The sequence below is a fragment of the Variovorax sp. YR566 genome, from assembly GCF_051992195.1.
Lineage (GTDB): Bacteria > Pseudomonadota > Gammaproteobacteria > Burkholderiales > Burkholderiaceae_C > Variovorax.
Genome location: NZ_CP197092.1, coordinates 2,949,570 through 2,966,681 on the forward strand (window position 1 = coordinate 2,949,570; position 17,112 = coordinate 2,966,681).

Sequence of the window (17,112 nt, forward strand, 5' to 3'; positions counted from 1 at the left end):
CAGCTGCCAGGCCCTGATGGGCAAAAGTTTACGTTTTCTGAAAAGGCGACTCCAGGCCCAGCTCGATGGCGGTCCGGCGCGTGAGTGCGCCGTGGTTCCCCGGAGCATCGTGACGGGTGATTCCGGGCTGAACGCGAGAGGCTTGGGGGAAGTTCAGGCGAGGATCGGCGTGGCTTTCATTGCCTAAAACCAGGAAGCCTAGCCCGATGCTACGCAAACTATCAGCACATGACGGCGCTACTCAGTAGCGAAAGCGCTAAACAAGTCGCAACTGGCGCGGATATGTTGCTCTAAGAGGCCACCAGAGCGGCCTCGGAAGGTGAGGCATCTGAATAATCACGCTTTCCAGTCGCAGACGATTCCCCCATGTACATGACGATGCTGTTGAACCATATCCGCGCAGTCAAAAGCTGGGGGGAGAAGCACGCGGCACAGAGCTCCATCGATGTCGAGTCCTTCCGGATGGAAGTGAAGGCGAGGAATCGCTATTTCACCTTGCAACCCCAGTTCCGCGCACGCATCGACGGCCGACTGCTCAACATCAGCAAGATCTCGAACCAGGCGACCGGCTTTCTGGGCTGGCTGCCCTATGCACCGGTCCAGTGGGCCCTGTCGACCGACAAGCTGCTGTTCAAGGCCCACATGGTCGAGCATGGCCTTTGTACACCTGCGTGGTGGATTGCTCCGCAGCAGCCCAATCAGGACTACATCGTCAAGGGGTCCAGGGGCTCCTTCGGCTTGCACATCACGGGGCCGTTTCGAGGTGGTGTGGCTCTGCCCGAAGCGACCGCCAGCGCATTGCCCTCGCCAGAAACCCGGTACGCCGAGCAGTTCATCCAGGGCGTGAACCTCAAGCTGTGGATCTGGGGACGCACCATCTTCCATGCGCACGCCTATCCGTATCCCACAGTCACCGGCGATGGCGTCCATCGCATCGACGAACTCATCGAGCTATTGGCCCAGGCACAGTCCCCCCGGATGCCTCGCCCTGTGGGGGATGGGGAGGCGATCGCCAGTTCATTGGCTCATCAGGGGGTCACCCGAGACGAGGTGCTCGCCAGCGGAGTCACGGCTTGGCTCGATTTTCGCTATGGACGCGACTACGAATCGCCTCGCACGACAGAGGTTGCGGACAACGACTTGCCCCAGTTGCCCGAAGCGCTTCTTGCGCAAGCCAGGCTCGCGGTCGAGGCGCTTGCGCTCGATCTGGAGGCCAGATTCTCGGCCCCCATTCTTTACTCGTTGGACGGCGTCGTAGACCCCCTCGGGAACGCATGGTGGTTGGAAGTCAATTCGAACCCGACCTTGCCGCCGTCGGGCTACCCCCACGTCTTCTCGACCTTGTTCGAGACACCGCCCATTTCATGATTTTTTCCGGGCTGTCATGGCCTGTCCACCCGCTTCGACGCTGATCGAAGCTCACCTCCAAGGAGAGTTCACTGTGCAACAACTTCAAAAAATGCAGCCGGCGGAGATCGCCGAGAGCAACGTGCTGCCGCTGAAGAGAGAGTCCGCCGCAACCGTTCGCGAGATTGCCGCCACGGCGCACGCTCCGGTGGTGGTCGGCAGCATCTACATCATCGGCGACGGCACTCCCGAAAACCCGTTGCGCATCAACGTGCCCGCGCTGACCTCGGCCATCATCAACTCGATGACGAGCGCGAACTTCATGGCACTGCAAAACGGCATTGCCGCCAGCAATGGCTCCAGCGCGACGGGCAGCATCGGCGCTGCAGGCTGATTGTTTCCCAATCCGGTTCATATGGTCGGTGGGGGTGTGGAGGTTTCAAGAACCTCCATCCCTGCCGAGCTCATCCAAAGCTGCTTCACGGCCTTCGAGACCGAGGAGCTCGAACTGTCCTTCGACATCTATTCCAATATGGGTGAAGAAGACAAGAGGCTGCGTCGCTCCAAGGAGCTGAAGCATCGCCAGCCGCAGCGGTTCGCGATGCTTTTCCAGATGCTTGACGAGTTCGTGCTCCAGTCGCTCCACGCTCGTGGAGAAGGGTATTCCGGCTCCGTGTCTCGAGAGCAATTTATGCTCTACAGCGACGGGGCAGGTGCGGGCCTGCATGTCGACGATCAGTTCAAGCCACCCCGGCAGTTTGGCCGTGACAGGTACGTCATGCACCTGCTGAACCAGTTCGCGGGGCTGCTCTACATCAGCACCGACGATCTCGAAGGTGGAGAGCTGGTCTTTCCGGATCACGACATCTCGGTCAAGCCACTCACGGGAACGCTGGTCGCCTTTCCGTCGAACCATCTCTTTCCTCACCTGGTGACGCCCGTGACCAAGGGCAAGAGGATCGCCATTGCCAGGCACTACTATGTCAAAGATACGGCCGCTGTTTAACCCATGCTTCACAGTGTCCACACCGGACGGGCGCGACGGCATCCGGATTCGGCAGTTGGAGGTCGCCGACCACCGACAGGCCATCCTCGACGCCTGGACGAAGAACCCGACGCCTTCCAGGACGTACAACACCAACCATGGCCGCGAGCGCGGGCGCATGAGCTTCGACATCGAGTTGCCGGGCAAGGACGCACTGGTCGAAGTCGTTCGACAGCAGGTGGAGGCACTGGCACCGCAGTACAACTATGCGGGCAGGAACGTCACCCTTGCGTCGAGTCAGATCCTGCTTTACTTCGAAGGCCCGGGCTGTCCCGTGCACTGCGACGATCAGGACCCCGCCGATCGGGACTATGGTCTGGGCACGGTGATGTTCAACTGGGCGAACCAACTGGTGGCCTTGCTCTACCTCTCGACGGAAGGGCAGGACTTCGAGGGTGGGAAGCTGCATTTCCCCAATGCGGATCTGTACGTCGATGCCGAGGCCGGCAAGCTGGTGACCTTTCCCGGACACTTCAAGTACAAGCACGGCGTCACCGCGATCCAGTCGGGTGCACGCAGCTTGCTGCAAACGACTTGGCGGTTCGACCTGTGATCACCTACGCCGAATCCATTCAGAAGCCGGACGCGCCTATTTTTCAGAGGGTCTGCCCCTTGCCCCTGGATCTGTGCGTTTCGCACATCGAGGATCGGCTGCAGGCACGCGACTTCCGCGTGCATGAGGTCTATGGCCGCAATGGGGACTCCGTCGTCGACACGCAGTCTCGCGATAGCAAGGCAATCGTCCCACGCCACGACGAGGAACTCGCGTTCTTCATCTTCGAGGCGGTCCAGCAGTATTTCGAACAGCACTTCCTGGTGCAGCCGTCGGACAGTCTTGTTCTTGCGCAACACGAGTTCTTTGCCTATACGCCGGGCATCGGTCTGAAGATGCATGCCGACGACCATGTGTTGAGATCAGACGGCAGCGTGCTCACGCGGGACGTGCAGCGAGGCATCACGGCAATCCTGTACCTGAACTCGGACTTCGACGGCGGAGAGATTCACTTCCCCAAGCAGGGTCTCGAGTTGCGCCCGAATGCGGGAGCGCTGGTCATCTTTCCTTCCAATCGGAATTTCCCGCATGAGGTCAAGCCGATCGTGCGTGGGCAGCGATACTCGTACCAGCGGATCTACGGCATCCTGAACGGAGAGACGAAGCGCTTTGAGGTCGCAAGCACAATTTGCGTGCCGTCGTGATTACAAAATCACTCAAGCTCTGAACTAACCAGGAGGATCTGAATGACATCGCTCGCCGATCTCAAGTTGCAAATCGAACAACAGGTGCTGGTTTCCACGTAGGCGTGACCCACGTTTCCGCTGGCGGCTGACCCTACCCATACCTCAGAGCTCAAGCCTGCGGTCCAGTGCATCGGTACTCAGATGCGGGTCAGCACTCGACGGGAAAGTAGGTCAAACGAGCGCGGAAATCCACACTCTAGGCGTTCATGGCGCGGGATAGGGGGATTCAGGAGCACGAGGAGGCAAGCTACCGAAAAGCGCTAAAATGCATGGAATTTCAATGAAAAATTAGCCATGCTTACCGCCGTCCAATCTCCTGCTGCCTCTTTGCGAGGCGCTGCCGCGCACCTCGCAGGCGAGCTTCAAGCTGGGCGCGTTTACCGCCGGGAGGATCTTGCACGCCTGTCCACGGCGGTGGATCGGCATCTGCGTGAACTGGTGGCTACCGGAAAGCTGAAGAAGCTGGCCCAAGGCCTGTACCACGCACCGAAACAGTCCAGCTTTGGTCCGCTGCCACCGGCCGATGAGCAGGTTGTGGGCGGGTTCCTGCGCGACAAGGATTTCCTGGTGTTCTCTCCCTCGGCTTACAACGCTGTGGGTCTGGGTACAACCCAGCTTTACAACCGCACGTTGGTCTACAACCACAAGCGCCACGGCGTCTTCAAGCTCGGCAACCGGCAGTTCGACTTCCGGATGAAGCCGCGCTTCCCCAGGAAGCTGACGCCGGAGTTCCTGTACGTGGACCTGCTGAACAACCTGGACGAACTGGCGGAAGACCGTGACGCGGTCTTGCGCCAAGCGCGCAGCAAACTGCTTTCATTCGATCCCACCCGTCTGCAGCGCGCAGCCGACAGCTTTGGCAGCGTGGCCACTCGCAAGCGCTTGCGGGAGTGGGCGGGTGGCTGAGTTCCTACACGAACGACGGGACTTCGATCAGTTGCTGACAGTGGTCGCAGACGAGCGCGGCCTTGATCCCGTGCTGGTCGAGAAGGACTACTGGATCATGCATTGCCTGTGGGGCCTTCAAGCTCAGAGCTTTCAGTTTGAGCTGAAGGGCGGCACGTCCTTGTCGAAGGGGTTCGGTGTCATCCACCGCTTTTCGGAAGACATCGACATTCGCATCGAACCGCCCGATGGCATGGACGTGAAGACGGGGCGCAACCAGGACAAGCCCGCGCATGTTGAATCGCGGCGTGCATACTACGACGCGCTGGCCGCACGGATCCACATCCCGGGTATCGACGGTGTGGAGCGCGACACGCAGTTCGACGACGACAAGATGCGCAGTGCCGGCATTCGCTTGATCTACGCACCGCGTGTTCCCGCGCTCGCTGGAGTCAAGGATGGCATCCTGCTGGAACTCGGGTTCGATGACACCGCCCCGAATCGGCCGGTCACAATCTCGTCGTGGGCACTGGATGTCGCCATGAAGCGCGGGGTGGTCGTGGGGGACAACCGTGCTGTGGCCGTACCATGCTATGCCCCCACGCACACCTTCGTCGAGAAGCTGCAGACGATCTCCACCAAGTACCGCCGACTGGATGAAGCCCAGGCGTTCCCCGCCAACTTCCTGCGGCACTACTACGACGTGCACTGTCTGCTGGGGCTGGAGGAGGTTCAGGCCTTCATGAGTACGCCTGCCTACCAGGAACGCAAGGCGCAGCGGTTCCGAACCGGCGACGAACAGGCCATTGCCCGCAATCCTGCTTTTGTGCTAGCTGACGCCGAGCAGCGCCAGCGCTTTGCGCAGGAATACCGCAAGACAGCCGCGCTGTACTACCAGGGGCAGCCGGACTTCGAGGTGCTGGTGGACAGGATCCACCAACACCTTGATGCCATGTGAGGGGGCGAGGACTTGACACACCAACTTGCCGATTCCGTGCCTTCTCATGACAGCATGCCTATGCTGTACAAAAAAACAGTGCATTATTGCAATGCACCAAAAGAGTGAACAATGGGAAAAGACACCCGTATCGAGTGGACGCACCACACCTTCAATCCATGGTGGGGTTGCGTGCGCGTGTCCGATGCGTGTGACCATTGCTATGCCGAAACTTGGGCGAAGCGCCTCGGAGAAGACGTTTGGGGCGCGAAATCGGAGCGACGTTTTTTTGGCGATACCCATTGGAAAGAGCCCCTGAAGTGGGACCGGGAGGCCAAGGAGAGCAAGACCAGGCGGCGTGTGTTTTGTGCGTCCATGGCGGATGTCTTCGAGAACCGCAAGGATTTGGTTCCGCATCGGCTGCGCCTTCTCGACCTCATCGCGGCAACGCCTCATCTTGATTGGCTGCTCCTGACCAAGCGAATCCACCTGGTGCGCAAGCAACTGCCAAAGGGCTATGAATTGCCTTCCAACGTTTGGCTTGGTGCGACCGTCGAAAATCAGGATGCCGCAGGCAAACGGTTGAAGTATCTTCTGGAGTTCGATACGCCGGCAGTCCGGTTCCTGTCGTGCGAGCCTCTGCTTGGGCCCCTGGATCTGCGCCAGTGGTTGAAGGCGAAGGAGGGCGGCACGCACGTGGATTGGGTCATCGCTGGCGGCGAGTCTGGGCCAGGTTCGCGTCCCATGGATCCGCAATGGCCTGAAGATCTCCGCAAACAGTGCAATGCAGCCGGCGTGGCCTTCCATTTCAAGCAATGGGGGCACTGGGCACCCCTTGAGCAAGCCGCTGACGCAGTGACAGGCCGTACTCCGATCCACATCGTCAGACGCGATGGCTCAGAGGTCAAACTCGCCGCTGTCGGAAAAGGCAAGGCTGGCCGTTCCTTGGGCGGCCGCCATTGGGATCAGTTTCCGAGCACGGGGAACACCGTGTAACGTCGATCCCTTCCAGCACCGCAGAAAGGCTTGCTTTTGGCACAGAGTCACTACGATTGGGGCAACGGACCTGCAGAGATCGATGCACACAGTGTGACCAAGCATGAGGTGCTGGTCGGCTACCTGATCCGGTACTTTGAGCAGCGAACGCTCAATGCCCGCGGGCGGGAACGGCTCCGCATCACGTTGATTGATGGATTTTGCGGGGGCGGGCTCTACACGCTCAAAGGGCGGGGACATGAGGTTCTCGGTTCTCCGCTGCGTATGCTGGCGGCCGTCGAGGAAGCGCGCTTGCTGATCAATGCCAAAAGAACGAAACCCATTGATCTGGATGTCCGATATGTGTTTATCGACAAGGACGCTCGGGCGCTGTCTCATCTGAAACAGGTCCTGCAGGACCGCGGCTACGGTGATGCCGTCGGCCACTCCATCCACATCATCCGCGATGATTTTGTGTCGGCCTCGTCTACGGCCCTTCAACTGGTCAGGGATCACACGCCACGCGCGAACACCGCACTTTTCTTCCTGGACCAGTATGGTTACAGCGATGTGCCCGCACCGCTGATCCAGAAGATATTCGCGGAGCTGCCTGGCAGTGAAGTCGTCCTCACGTTCCATGTCTCGGCCTTTGCAACCTACACGAATGACAAGTTCACGGACCAGGTGTCCGACAAGTTGGCAATCGATATCCGAACGGCATTGGGTGGAAGGACGGTCGAGCAGATCAAGGATGAGGATTCGGCGGATTGGCGGCGCTTCATTCAAGCGGCGCTCTACCAGGCTCTGGTACGAGGCTGCGGAGCCGAATACTTCACGCCTTTCTTCATCCGAGGGGAGGGCAGCGGTCAAGGTGAATACTGGCTGGTGCATCTATCGCGACATCCGCGAGCCCAGGACGTCATGAAGCAAGTGCACTGGAAACACCAGAATCATTCCATCCACTACGGCGGCCCAGGCCTCGACATGCTGGCCACCCACATGATGGGTTTCCGGCAGGAGTTCACCGGAGGATTCCTCTTTGATGACGTGGCGCATCGGTTGTCGTCTGACGCGCTGGTCCAGCAGCTGGCGGAAAACGTCTTCGAGCGCAGCCAGCCTGTGCAGATCGGGCAACTGTACGCCGCCACTTGCAACACCTCGCCTGGTACTTCGGGTATGTACAAAGATGCTCTGGAGAAGCTGGCTGGTGAGAAGGACATCGTCATTCGATCGGAGGACGGATCGGTCCGAAGGCGCGCCAGGTACATGCGCGACACCGATTGGATCGAGCGCAACCGGCAAACCTCTCTGTTCAATTCTCAGGTAGGGATCGGGCAATGAGTTTTCGTCTCGCGCACGATGCTGATCCGTTGCCGCATCTTCCGGTGGAGCATGGACGGGGCGGCGACGGTGTTGGCCGCTGGGTTCCCGAGATGAAGCACACCTTCCTCGCCAAGTACGTGGAGGGCACGCGTCGCGCGAGGGAGAAGTTCAAGCAGCGCGTGTATGTCGATTTGTTCTGTGGCCCTGGCCGCATTCAGGTCAAAGGCGAGACGATGACGCGCCCCGGCGGTGCTCAGGTCGCATGGCAGCATTCTCTGCACGACGATGTTGTTTTCACCTCTTGCCTCGTCGGTGATCTGGACGCCGCTCGGGCGTCGGCCTGTGCAGAGCGATTGCGGGCAATGGGGGCGCCGGCCACTGCTTTCTCGGGTGCCGCCGAATCCACGGTGGATCAAGTGCTCGGGACGATTCCGAAAGGTGCGCTCTGCCTCGCGTATCTGGACCCCTACAACCTCCAGTACCTTTCGTTCAAGGTGATCGAAAAACTGGCGCGTCTGAAATTTGTCGATTTCGCGGTTCATTTCAGCACCATGGACCTCCGACGCAACGTGCTGATGGAATACAACCCCGAGCGTGCGCGCTTTGATGACGCGGCGCCCGGTTGGCGACAGCACGTCGATCCTCTCGCGTTTGCGCGTGGGGATGCCGACGAAGCATTTTTTGATTACTGGTGTGGGCTGGTGCGTGGCCTTGGCTTTTCCATCAGTCGGCGTATGCCTCTGGTGCGCGACGAAGGAAATCGACCGCTGTACCACTTGGTGTTCTTCAGCCGCCATGAACTGCCGAACAGGATATGGGGCGATGTGGCTCAAGGTCCAAACCGTGAGTTCGACTTCTAGGTACGGCCGATGGTGGGCTACTTGATTGCTGCTGATCGAGCTGAGGAGCCAAGGTCAGCAGCACGGACAAGGGCCTGTCCCCTGCTCATCGGACCTCGAACATCAGCGTCGCCTCAGTACTTCTTCCCGGCGCATGACGCCAGCGAGTCCCGTGTGCAGTTCGCTCTGGCGAGACTGCGGTGAAGCGATGGGTTAACGCCTTTCTTCGAGGCGAATCTGGTCAATGAACCATCCATTCCTGCACCGTGTGACGCCGCGTTGTTGGAGCTCACGGTACTTGGCCTTGTCGATGAATCGGCGCACTCCATCGACCTCCGCCTCGACAACGACATCTCGGGCCCGCGGGTATGCGTCTTCATGGTAAGCCGTCAATTAACCACGCCCTTGTTCAGGGAGCGATGAGCTGTGAGGCTACGTGTCCATGTAGAGCAACATGGACATGTAGAGATGACAGAGCAGTACGCAGAGTTGAGAAGCCGGTTGGTTGTGGGGCGCAAGAGTGACGGTCGCAGCGTCTACGACGAAGCGGCCAAAAAGGAATTGATCGTTGCCTGCCTCAAGCAGGGAGTGTCGGTGGCACGCATGGCGATGGAGCACGGTGTCAACACGAACCTTCTGAGGACGTGGATCACGGCTTACCAGCGGCGAAGTGCCCAGGTGCCAACTGGTGACATTGCGCGAACGCACGATGCGGCATTCGTTGCCGTACACGTAGAAGGTGAACAAGATCTACCTCAGCGCGAGTGTGCAGTGGCTGCGCCCGCGATGGCCCACGCACCTGCTACGGCAGTGGCGGTGATCCCGAATGAGAACTCCTTGACGGCACCGACCCCGATGGTCGGATTGCAGGTGCGCCTGCCCAACGGCGTGCAATTCGATCTCGGCGAGACGAGCTTGCAGCAATTGCCGACGCTGGTGCAGATGTTGAGTCGACTGCCATGTTCCGCTTCGACGAAGGGCTGAAGGTCTACCTGCACCGCGAGCCGGTGGACTTCCGGCTGAGCATCAACGGCCTGGCCGTGCTGGTGGAGCAGGCGCTGGGCCTGGACCCATTCGCCTCGTGCGCGTACGTGTTCAGCAACCGCCGGCGCGACCGGGTGAAGATCCTGGGTTGGGAGCGCAACGGCTTCTGGCTGTTGCTCAAGCGCCTGGAGAAGGACAGGTTCATCTGGCCCTCGGCCGAGGCGGTTCCCACGCTGACGGCCGAACAGCTGCACTGGTTACTGGAGGGCATCGACATCGCGATGGTGCAACGCCACTCTCGTCTGCGCTATTCCAGCGTGGCCTGAAGGAACAATGATGGCGCATGCCGATCCAAGCGGGCGTGTCGTCGCCCGCCACCATCACCGCTGAAGAACTCGCCGCGCTCATCGCCGAGCGAGATGCGCTGGCCGGCGCGCTTCGAGTAGCGACCACCGAGCGGGACCTCGCACTGGAGCGGCTGAAGGCGCTGCAGCGCCAGCTGTTTGCGGCCAAGAGCGAAGCCCGCGGCACCGATCAGAAGGACCTGTTCCTGAACGAGGCAGAGGCACTCGCGCCCACCGATCAGACGCCGCAGGCCGAGGTCGAAGACATCGACGAAGAGGAGTCGACGCCGGTCGCCGGTCACCAGCGCAAGAAGCGTGGACGCAAGCCACTGGACCCCGCGCTGCCGCGCGAGATCGTGCGCCACGAACTGCCCGAGGCCGAGCGTGTGTGCGCGCATGACGGGCACGCGCTGGTGGAAATCGGCGCCGAGGTCAGCGAGCAGATGGATGTCATCCCCGAGCAGGTGCGCGTGCTGCAGCACCACCGCATCAAGTACGCCTGTCCCTGCTGCGATCAGAGCCTGAAGGTTGCACCGACGCCGGCGCGCATCATCCCGCGCGGGCTGCTCACCGAGCAGGCCCAGGCCTGGGTCATCACCGGCAAGTACCAGTTCGGCATGCCGTTGTACCGCACGGCCGTATTGCTACGCCGCTTCGGTGGCGACATCGCGAGCAATACGCTGGCTTCCGGCATCGTGCGCATCGGCCAGGCTGTACAGCCGGTGATCAACCTGTTGCGCGACCACTTGCTGGACTCGGACCTGATCTACGGCGACGAGACCACGGTCCAGGTGCTCAAGGAGCCCGGGCGCAAGGCACAGACCAAGAGCTTCATGTGGGCGCAGATGAATGGCACGGGTCCACCGGTGCGGTTGTTCGCCTATGCGCCTGGACGCGGTGCCGCGCACGCCGAGAAGCTGTATGCCGGCATCCGCCCAGGCACCACGCTCATCACCGACGGCTACGAGGTCTACAACGGCATCGCGAAGGCCGGCGGCCTCACGCATCTCGGATGCTGGGTCCACGCGCGCCGACCGCTGATCAAGGCCGAGGAAGCCATCCCGAAGGCGGCTCGCTCACCGGATCAGCTCGCGACCCGGTTCGTGCGGCTGATTGGCAAGCTGTACCGTGCGGAGGCCTTGGCCAGGGATTGGACGCCCGCGCGCCGGCTGCGACTGCGTTCGCGCTACAGCCGCGCAGTCGTGCGCGAGATCGAGCAACTGCTGCTCACGCACCTGCACAGCGTGGCGCCGTCGAGCTTGCTGGGCGAGGCACTGCACTACCTGCACGGGCAGTGGCCCAAGCTCGTGCGGTTCCTGGACAACGGCGCTTGGCCGCTGGACTCCAACCCGGTGGAGAACGCGATTCGCCCCTTCGTGATCGGAAGACGGTCATGGTTGTTCGCTGACACCGTGGGCGGCGCGAACGCCAGTGCCAATCTTTACTCGCTCATCGAGACCGCCAAGGCCAACAACGTCGAGCCCTACCGCTACCTCGTCGCGCTGTTCAAGAAGGTGCCGCTGGCACAGACCGTCGACGACTACGAGGCATTGCTGCCCTGGAACATGCCTGACCTCGGGCGTTGATCTCTACGCTGGCCGCAGCATGGTAATACCAGGCAACAATCTGACTTCTGACTGTGGCATCAATATCTGCCGAGACGTTCGTGGCAACGGCCAACATACCCAGTGCTCAATCTCAATATGAATCTCCGCCAAATCACACTGCGTCCGGCGTTGCCATCGGACGAACCGTTCCTCGTTGAATTGCGAAAACTCACTATGACTGAACATCTGGGGCGCGTGGGAGAGCCAAGTGACGAAGATAGCCATCTTCGTCGAGTACGCCTCCGATACGAAGATGCTCAAATAATTTGGAGTGAAGCGGAACAGATTGGATTGCTCAAAGCTTATCGAACTCCCACGGAATGGGTGATATTGCAGGTACAGATCCTGCCGGAACATCAAGGGCACGGCATCGGAGCCGATGTGATACGAATGATATTGGCCCAAGCTGCGGACGATGGGTTGCCTGTATCGCTCAGCGTTCTGAAAGGCAATCCTGCTCGGACGCTCTATGAGCGCCTTGGATTCAAAATGGCAGTCGATACAGGCCAAGCATTACAACTGAGATACGAGCTGTAAGCATAGACGCATAGGCTCTCCGTACTGCGCCCCGGCAGGACGGACGTGGATAAATGATCGCTTACTCTTCATGAAAGGAGACTCGGCGATCAAGCTGGATCACGCCGCCCGGCAACTCCTTCCCTGACGCCGTAACCTGCAGCAGCGCGGGGCAGGCGTCATGCCATTTTCTTTCCTCCGGATAAAAACGAATGACTGCCTCTACAGACGTACCAATCGCGGGCAGGGCATGCCTTCGCTCCAAGATTCGATAGGCCTTGTTAGGCGGCTCACTTTCAGGGATCACAGTGAAGCCCACGCGCTGCCAAAACTGAATCGAGGAAGATGGCTTGCACTGAATGACGAGGAGATCCTCGCCTTTGCGTCGGGCGAGATTGACGCAGTAGGCAACCATCTTCTTGCCAATTCCCCGGCCTCGGAAGTCTTGCTTGACTTGCAGGATTCCCGACTGCAGTAGGCGCCCGAGTTGGAAAGCAACTGGCAGTCCAGTCTTGCCGTCTATGTACACAAGCAGCTCTTGGTCCTCGTGGGCTCGAGTGATGACTGACCAGTTGCAAAGAAAGTTACCGTGTACGCCAGCAGCCTCCTCGGCCTCAAGCCAAGAACGGATTGTCGCGATGTCTTCGGGTTTGGAGCGTCTGATGACAGAGCGCAAGCCAGCACGCGCTTTTGGCGGGTTAGTAGTGGGCATGGCAGAGCTGTAGGATGCGTAGGGTATGGGCGCGACGGCGTATGCGCGCATCAGCCGCTATTGTGGGCTTGCAGAGTGGCCTGTACGGCTGCAGCCTCGCGGCCGGTGATGGACCGCCGTTGCTCGTCGGTGGCCGTCGTCGCATCGAGCGCGAGTGCGCCGCCACCGTCATCAAGGAAGGAGTGAGCATGGATGTTCTGTTCTTCTTGAAGGATCGTACGCGCCTCATCCGCCAGTTTTACGAGCATGGGGCGAGTCCGTTCAACGAGATCATCCGAAAGATCGAAGCGGAGGAGGAACCCTATGTGCCTCCCTACAGCGAAGATGGGGAGCCGCCGTTTATCAGCGAGTGGATCGATGCGGACGAACTGCGGGAAGTCACTGGCCGCTGTTGCCTGTCCATGCTGTCGGCATCTCTGCAGCTCTACTTCAGGACCTGGGAGCGCAACCTGCGTCTGAACTGCGGCAAGGCCTTCAAGGCAGAGTTCAAGAGCGAAGGGATTGTCGGTGGCTATCGCGCTTGTCTGGCCTCTTGCGCGGGCGTCGACTGGAGTCAATGCCCGGCGGACCTGGAGATCATCGAGCAAGTGGTGTTGGCCCGAAACAGAGATCAGCATCCAGAGAACATCACGTCGGTGCGAGTGACCCACGCCGAGAAGGATAGGCAGCGATATCCACGGCCGTTCTTCATGAGTGAGCGCGAGGCCGCGCTGTTTCAGGAGAACGATGAACCCCGGCTGTTCATGTCTCCCTCAGTTCACGTCTCCCGCGACAAGCTGATGAAGGCAATCGAGCAAGTGGAATGCCTGTGCGAATGGCTCGAAGAAAAGATGTTCGATGCCAAGTACGCGGCGAGGACTCGCCGCGATTGACGCACGAGCGACAGGATGGTCCTATGCCTCCGGGTGCACTGTGACTGGCACGCGGTCCAGCCCGGTGGCGTGGACGGGTTTCGCCGGATCAATCGACAGGGGAAACGCCATCGTCCCTTTCCCATCCAAGAAGATGGGCCTTCCGCTGCGGACGTAGCGCTCGGCACCATGCGCGGTCTTGACCTGCCGGTCGATCATGTTCCGCTTCCATCGGTCCCACAAGACTTGTGGGTTCTTCTCGGGAACGCCCGGCAGTACGTTCTCCCGATCGAAGAAGACGAAGACGTAGTCGCCGAAGACCGCGAGCAGGTCACACAGTTCGTGCCCGTCGTCCTTGTACGGATTCGGGTAACTCCAAAGCTTCAGGAAAGAACGCTCGCAAAATTCCGCAAGCATGCGCTCGGTCGCTGTCACTCCTACTGATTTTTTGATCGAGCCTGTGGCGGGGTGCGTTTGATCCATCACTCGTGTTCCACCCGCCCGGCCCGAAGCTCTTTCAGCGCGTTGTCAATGTGCCGCTCTTCTGGCCCAAGTCGCGACATGAATGCAAATACAGCTTCGGGGCTGTACCAGTAGGTGGCGTGACTGAGAGCCGGGCGCAGCGCATCCAACTGATGCCTTGTCATCGATGCCGCAAACGCGCGCATCCGAATTTCCGCACGATCGCGCTCGATGTGACAATCGCGGCACAGAGCACGAAGCGCGCTCAGCGGGTACTCCCAAGGTTCGTACCCTTCGCGCATGTTGGTGTAGTAGCAGTGATGCGCATCAAGACGAACTGCTGATCCGCAGTCCTGACACTTTTGGTCTGCCTTTCGCCTGACCGCATCGGCCTTCTTCTGCCATCGTGGATCGCGCAGCTTGCTTGCATATGTCCCGACAGAGCGGGAGTAGTCGTATCCGTCTTGTGGATAGAAGCCCAGGTTCCAGTGATTTCCGAGCCCGTAGTAGAACCCGAACGACTCGACCAGATCGTCAAACTCGTCGGTATCTCCTCCGAAGTTCAGCATCGTGTGCAGCGTGCTGCCATCAAATGTGAGAACGAGGAGGGAGTCGGTCAAGTATTCCTCGCCGCGCTGTCGCCAGGTCTCGACGGTGTAGAAGGCCGCGTCTCCCAGGATCTCTTCCTTGACAAGCCATTCGTACAGTGCGTTTTTCAGACGTGCGAGGTTGTCGCGCATCGCAACCGTCACTTCCGGCGCTGGCTCTGATTCTTCGATCATGGAACTCCTCGCTCTTTGGCGGTCATTCAATCCGACGTCCGAGAATTCGTATCGATGAACGCAACCAGCCCACAAAAAGGTGCGGTGCTTTTGCATTGCCACCTGCTCATCGCAGGCCGAACTCCGCGATGAGCGCGGGTCGTGCTGCTAGCAACAGCTCTAGATGGCTCTCTGGCCACATCTCAATCCGCAATGCGCTATCCGAGTGGTTGTGTTTCTCCACAGCCAGGATTGCGTCGCTCGTGAAGCGGCCCGTTGTTGCGACGACGTGAACATCAACGCGCGGCGGTTCCCAGGTCTTCATTTGCTCCCGTAGCGTCGCGATCTCGGCGATGCCGACGCTCTTGCTGAGCCAATGCTTACATTGGATGATTACCCGTTGCCGCATCGTTCCGCCGAGCGTGTCAGTCTGTATGCGAAACACGGATACGTCACGTCCTCGGTCTGGGGCCTGTGCGTATTTCGGGGCATCGTGACCGCCGATTTCGGCATCGTGACCGGTCATTCCGGCGCATCGTGACCGGTCCGCGTTTCGGACCATCGTGACCGGCCGTTTCGGCATCGTGACCGCCCGTTTCGGCGTTCATGACCGCCGGTCCGGAGCCTTCCTGAGGAGGCGCCCGGGCGTCGGCGGCGCTGCGTAGAGAACTCAACCCCTGGGCACCGTAGCCTCGGCGGCTTTGCCGTCGAAGGAGCGGGATGCCCAAGCAACGAATGTCTCTACCCATGATCAAGGATGTCATCCGCCTGAAGTGGCACGCCCAGCTCTCTTACGAGCAGATCGCCACTACCCTCAAGGTCTCCAAAGGCGTCGTCGCCAAGTACGTCAGCCTGGCCACAGTCGCCGGCCTGGACTGGGAGAGCGTGCAGCATTGGAACGAGCGGCAGCTCTCGAGCGCGCTGCTTCCCCGGGCCTCCACCTCGCAGCCCTTCGTCGAACCCGACTGGGGCCGCATTCATCGGGAGCTCGACCGCAAGGGCATGACGCTCATGCTGCTGTGGCAGGAGTACGTGGCCGCCCATCCCGATGGCCGCACCTGGCGCTACACGCAGTTCTGCGAGCACTACAAGGAGTTCGCCCGCACGCTCAAGCGCTCCATGCGCCAACACCGGCGCGCCGGCGAGAAGCTGTTTATCGACTTCGCCGGCCCCACCGTGCCACTGAGTGACGGCGCCCGCGCCCAGGTGTTCGTCTCGGCCATGGCCGCCTCCAGTTACGTCTTCGCCTGCGCCACCCCGGCCCAGCGCCTGGATGACTGGATCGACTGCATGGTGCGTGCGTTGCACTTCTACGGCGGTGTGCCGCAGTTGATCGTGCCGGACAACGCACGCGCGGTCATCGCCTCGCCCGACCGCTACGAACCACGCGCTAACGACACCGTGCTCGACTTCGCCCGCTACTACGGTACCTCGGTGCTGGCCGCCCGCCCACGAACCCCAAGGGATAAGGCCACTGCCGAGTCTTCAGTGCAAGTCGTCACCCGTTGGGTGCTGGCGCGGCTGCGCCACCATCGCTTCGACACCGTCGCCCAGGTCGATACCGCCATCACCGAGCTGCTATCGAGCGTGAACGACCGGCCGTTCCAGAAGCTGCCCGGCAGCCGCGCCAGCGTGTTCGCCGAACTGGATGCGCCGGCTCTGATGGCGCTGCCGCGCCAACCCTATGAGCTTGCCCGCTTCAAGACGGTGAAGGTCCACATCGACTACCACGTCGAGCTGGAGGGCCACCGCTACAGCGTGCCTCACGCGCTCGTCGGCCAGACCCTGGAGGCGCGCCTCACCCGCCACGGCGTAGAGCTGCTGCTGCGCGGCCAGCGCGTGGCCGCCCACGCCCGCAACGAGCGCCGCGGCGGCTACACCACGGTGGAGGCCCACATGCCCGCTGCCCACCGCGCCCACCTGGAGTGGACGCCTCAGCGTCTGATCGATTGGGGGCAACGCATCGGCATGGCCTGCGGCGAACTCATCACCCGGCTGCTGCAGACCTACAAGCATCCCGAGCACGGCTACCGCTCCTGCCTGGGACTGCTGAACCTGTCGCGCCGATATGGCGAGGCACGGCTGGAGGCGGCCTGCGAGCGGGCCCTCGCACTGGGCGCCTTCCGCTACCGCCATGTGCGCGACCTGCTGGCCAACAACCGTGACCAGGTGCCGCTGAATGCCGAAGCCGAATGGACCAGTCCGACGCACGCCAACCTGCGCGGACCGGGCTACTACCAGTGAGGACGACCGACCTCACCAGCCCAGAGCCCACCATGAACTCA

20 protein-coding genes are annotated in these 17,112 nt (G+C 60.8%); 16 read left to right on the top strand and 4 right to left on the bottom strand.

Translation table 11 applies throughout. The annotated features are described in order from the left end of the window. The first annotated feature begins 372 nt into the window (after positions 1-372). The 14 genes from ACTG4X_RS13715 to ACTG4X_RS13780 all read left to right on the top strand — a co-directional run bounded on the left by ACTG4X_RS13715 (position 373) and on the right by ACTG4X_RS13780 (position 12,062). Positions 373-1,368, top strand: a complete 996-nt coding sequence (locus ACTG4X_RS13715) for a hypothetical protein (protein WP_440534038.1) — start codon at positions 373-375, stop codon at positions 1,366-1,368. A 73-nt stretch (positions 1,369-1,441) separates the two neighbouring features. Next, positions 1,442-1,741, top strand: a complete 300-nt coding sequence (locus ACTG4X_RS13720; RefSeq protein WP_440534039.1) for a hypothetical protein — start codon at positions 1,442-1,444, stop codon at positions 1,739-1,741. Beyond that, positions 1,742-2,353: a 2OG-Fe(II) oxygenase gene (locus ACTG4X_RS13725; RefSeq protein ID WP_440534040.1), complete on the top strand. Its 612-nt coding sequence runs from the start codon at positions 1,742-1,744 to the stop codon at positions 2,351-2,353. A gap of 13 nt (positions 2,354-2,366) precedes the next feature. Then, positions 2,367-2,945, top strand: coding sequence for a hypothetical protein (locus ACTG4X_RS13730; protein ID WP_440534041.1), 579 nt, complete (start codon positions 2,367-2,369; stop codon positions 2,943-2,945). After that, positions 2,942-3,589 (top strand): 2OG-Fe(II) oxygenase, encoded by a 648-nt coding sequence (locus tag ACTG4X_RS13735; RefSeq protein WP_440534042.1) that lies wholly within the window; start codon positions 2,942-2,944, stop codon positions 3,587-3,589. The genes ACTG4X_RS13730 and ACTG4X_RS13735 overlap by 4 nt, the downstream gene beginning before the upstream one ends. A gap of 336 nt (positions 3,590-3,925) precedes the next feature. Then, the gene (locus ACTG4X_RS13740; RefSeq protein ID WP_440534043.1) at positions 3,926-4,537 is read left to right on the top strand and encodes a hypothetical protein; all 612 of its coding nucleotides are present in this window, start codon (positions 3,926-3,928) and stop codon (positions 4,535-4,537) included. Beyond that, entirely contained in the window at positions 4,530-5,474 is a 945-nt protein-coding gene (locus ACTG4X_RS13745; protein WP_440534044.1) for a nucleotidyl transferase AbiEii/AbiGii toxin family protein, read from the top strand. The genes ACTG4X_RS13740 and ACTG4X_RS13745 overlap by 8 nt, the downstream gene beginning before the upstream one ends. 111 nt (positions 5,475-5,585) lie before the next feature. After that, complete coding sequence (locus ACTG4X_RS13750) at positions 5,586-6,449, top strand: DUF5131 family protein (RefSeq protein ID WP_440534045.1); 864 nt, start codon at positions 5,586-5,588, stop codon at positions 6,447-6,449. A gap of 36 nt (positions 6,450-6,485) precedes the next feature. Then, positions 6,486-7,769, top strand: coding sequence for a three-Cys-motif partner protein TcmP (locus ACTG4X_RS13755; protein WP_440534392.1), 1,284 nt, complete (start codon positions 6,486-6,488; stop codon positions 7,767-7,769). Further along, positions 7,766-8,611 (top strand): three-Cys-motif partner protein TcmP, encoded by an 846-nt coding sequence (locus tag ACTG4X_RS13760; RefSeq protein WP_440534046.1) that lies wholly within the window; start codon positions 7,766-7,768, stop codon positions 8,609-8,611. Before ACTG4X_RS13755 ends, ACTG4X_RS13760 begins: the two co-directional genes overlap by 4 nt. Positions 8,612-9,058: 447 nt before the next feature. Then, positions 9,059-9,574, top strand: a complete 516-nt coding sequence (locus ACTG4X_RS13765) for a transposase (protein WP_440534047.1) — start codon at positions 9,059-9,061, stop codon at positions 9,572-9,574. Then, positions 9,550-9,900: an IS66 family insertion sequence element accessory protein TnpB gene (gene tnpB, locus ACTG4X_RS13770; protein ID WP_440534048.1), complete on the top strand. Its 351-nt coding sequence runs from the start codon at positions 9,550-9,552 to the stop codon at positions 9,898-9,900. The genes ACTG4X_RS13765 and tnpB overlap by 25 nt, the downstream gene beginning before the upstream one ends. 17 nt (positions 9,901-9,917) lie before the next feature. Further along, on the top strand, positions 9,918-11,504 hold the full coding sequence (tnpC, locus tag ACTG4X_RS13775; protein WP_440534049.1) for an IS66 family transposase: 1,587 nt from the start codon (positions 9,918-9,920) through the stop codon (positions 11,502-11,504). A 102-nt stretch (positions 11,505-11,606) separates the two neighbouring features. Continuing rightward, positions 11,607-12,062, top strand: coding sequence for a GNAT family N-acetyltransferase (locus tag ACTG4X_RS13780; protein ID WP_440534050.1), 456 nt, complete (start codon positions 11,607-11,609; stop codon positions 12,060-12,062). Positions 12,063-12,123: 61 nt separating this feature from the next. Here the strand turns inward: ACTG4X_RS13780 and ACTG4X_RS13785 are convergent, their stop codons facing one another. Next, a complete protein-coding gene (locus tag ACTG4X_RS13785) occupies positions 12,124-12,753 on the bottom strand; it encodes a GNAT family N-acetyltransferase (protein ID WP_440534051.1) in 630 nt (209 codons plus the stop codon). 41 nt (positions 12,754-12,794) lie between these two features. On the opposite strand from ACTG4X_RS13785, the gene ACTG4X_RS13790 reads away from it, so the two are divergent. Then, positions 12,795-13,625: a hypothetical protein gene (locus tag ACTG4X_RS13790; RefSeq protein ID WP_440534052.1), complete on the top strand. Its 831-nt coding sequence runs from the start codon at positions 12,795-12,797 to the stop codon at positions 13,623-13,625. Between the two features lie 21 nt (positions 13,626-13,646). Here ACTG4X_RS13790 and ACTG4X_RS13795 read toward each other — a convergent pair whose 3' ends face one another. The 3 genes from ACTG4X_RS13795 to ACTG4X_RS13805 all read right to left on the bottom strand — a co-directional run bounded on the left by ACTG4X_RS13795 (position 13,647) and on the right by ACTG4X_RS13805 (position 15,353). Beyond that, positions 13,647-14,087 carry a hypothetical protein gene (locus ACTG4X_RS13795; RefSeq protein WP_440534053.1) on the bottom strand — a complete coding sequence of 147 codons (441 nt, stop codon included), beginning with the start codon at positions 14,085-14,087 and terminating at the stop codon, positions 13,647-13,649. Beyond that, on the bottom strand, positions 14,087-14,848 hold the full coding sequence (locus tag ACTG4X_RS13800) for an HNH endonuclease (protein ID WP_440534054.1): 762 nt from the start codon (positions 14,846-14,848) through the stop codon (positions 14,087-14,089). The genes ACTG4X_RS13795 and ACTG4X_RS13800 overlap by 1 nt, the downstream gene beginning before the upstream one ends. A 106-nt stretch (positions 14,849-14,954) precedes the next feature. After that, positions 14,955-15,353: a restriction endonuclease gene (locus ACTG4X_RS13805; protein WP_440534055.1), complete on the bottom strand. Its 399-nt coding sequence runs from the start codon at positions 15,351-15,353 to the stop codon at positions 14,955-14,957. 194 nt (positions 15,354-15,547) lie between these two features. On the opposite strand from ACTG4X_RS13805, the gene istA reads away from it, so the two are divergent. Further along, positions 15,548-17,071 carry an IS21 family transposase gene (gene istA, locus ACTG4X_RS13810; RefSeq protein WP_440532735.1) on the top strand — a complete coding sequence of 508 codons (1,524 nt, stop codon included), beginning with the start codon at positions 15,548-15,550 and terminating at the stop codon, positions 17,069-17,071. Positions 17,072-17,112: the final 41 nt, after the last annotated feature.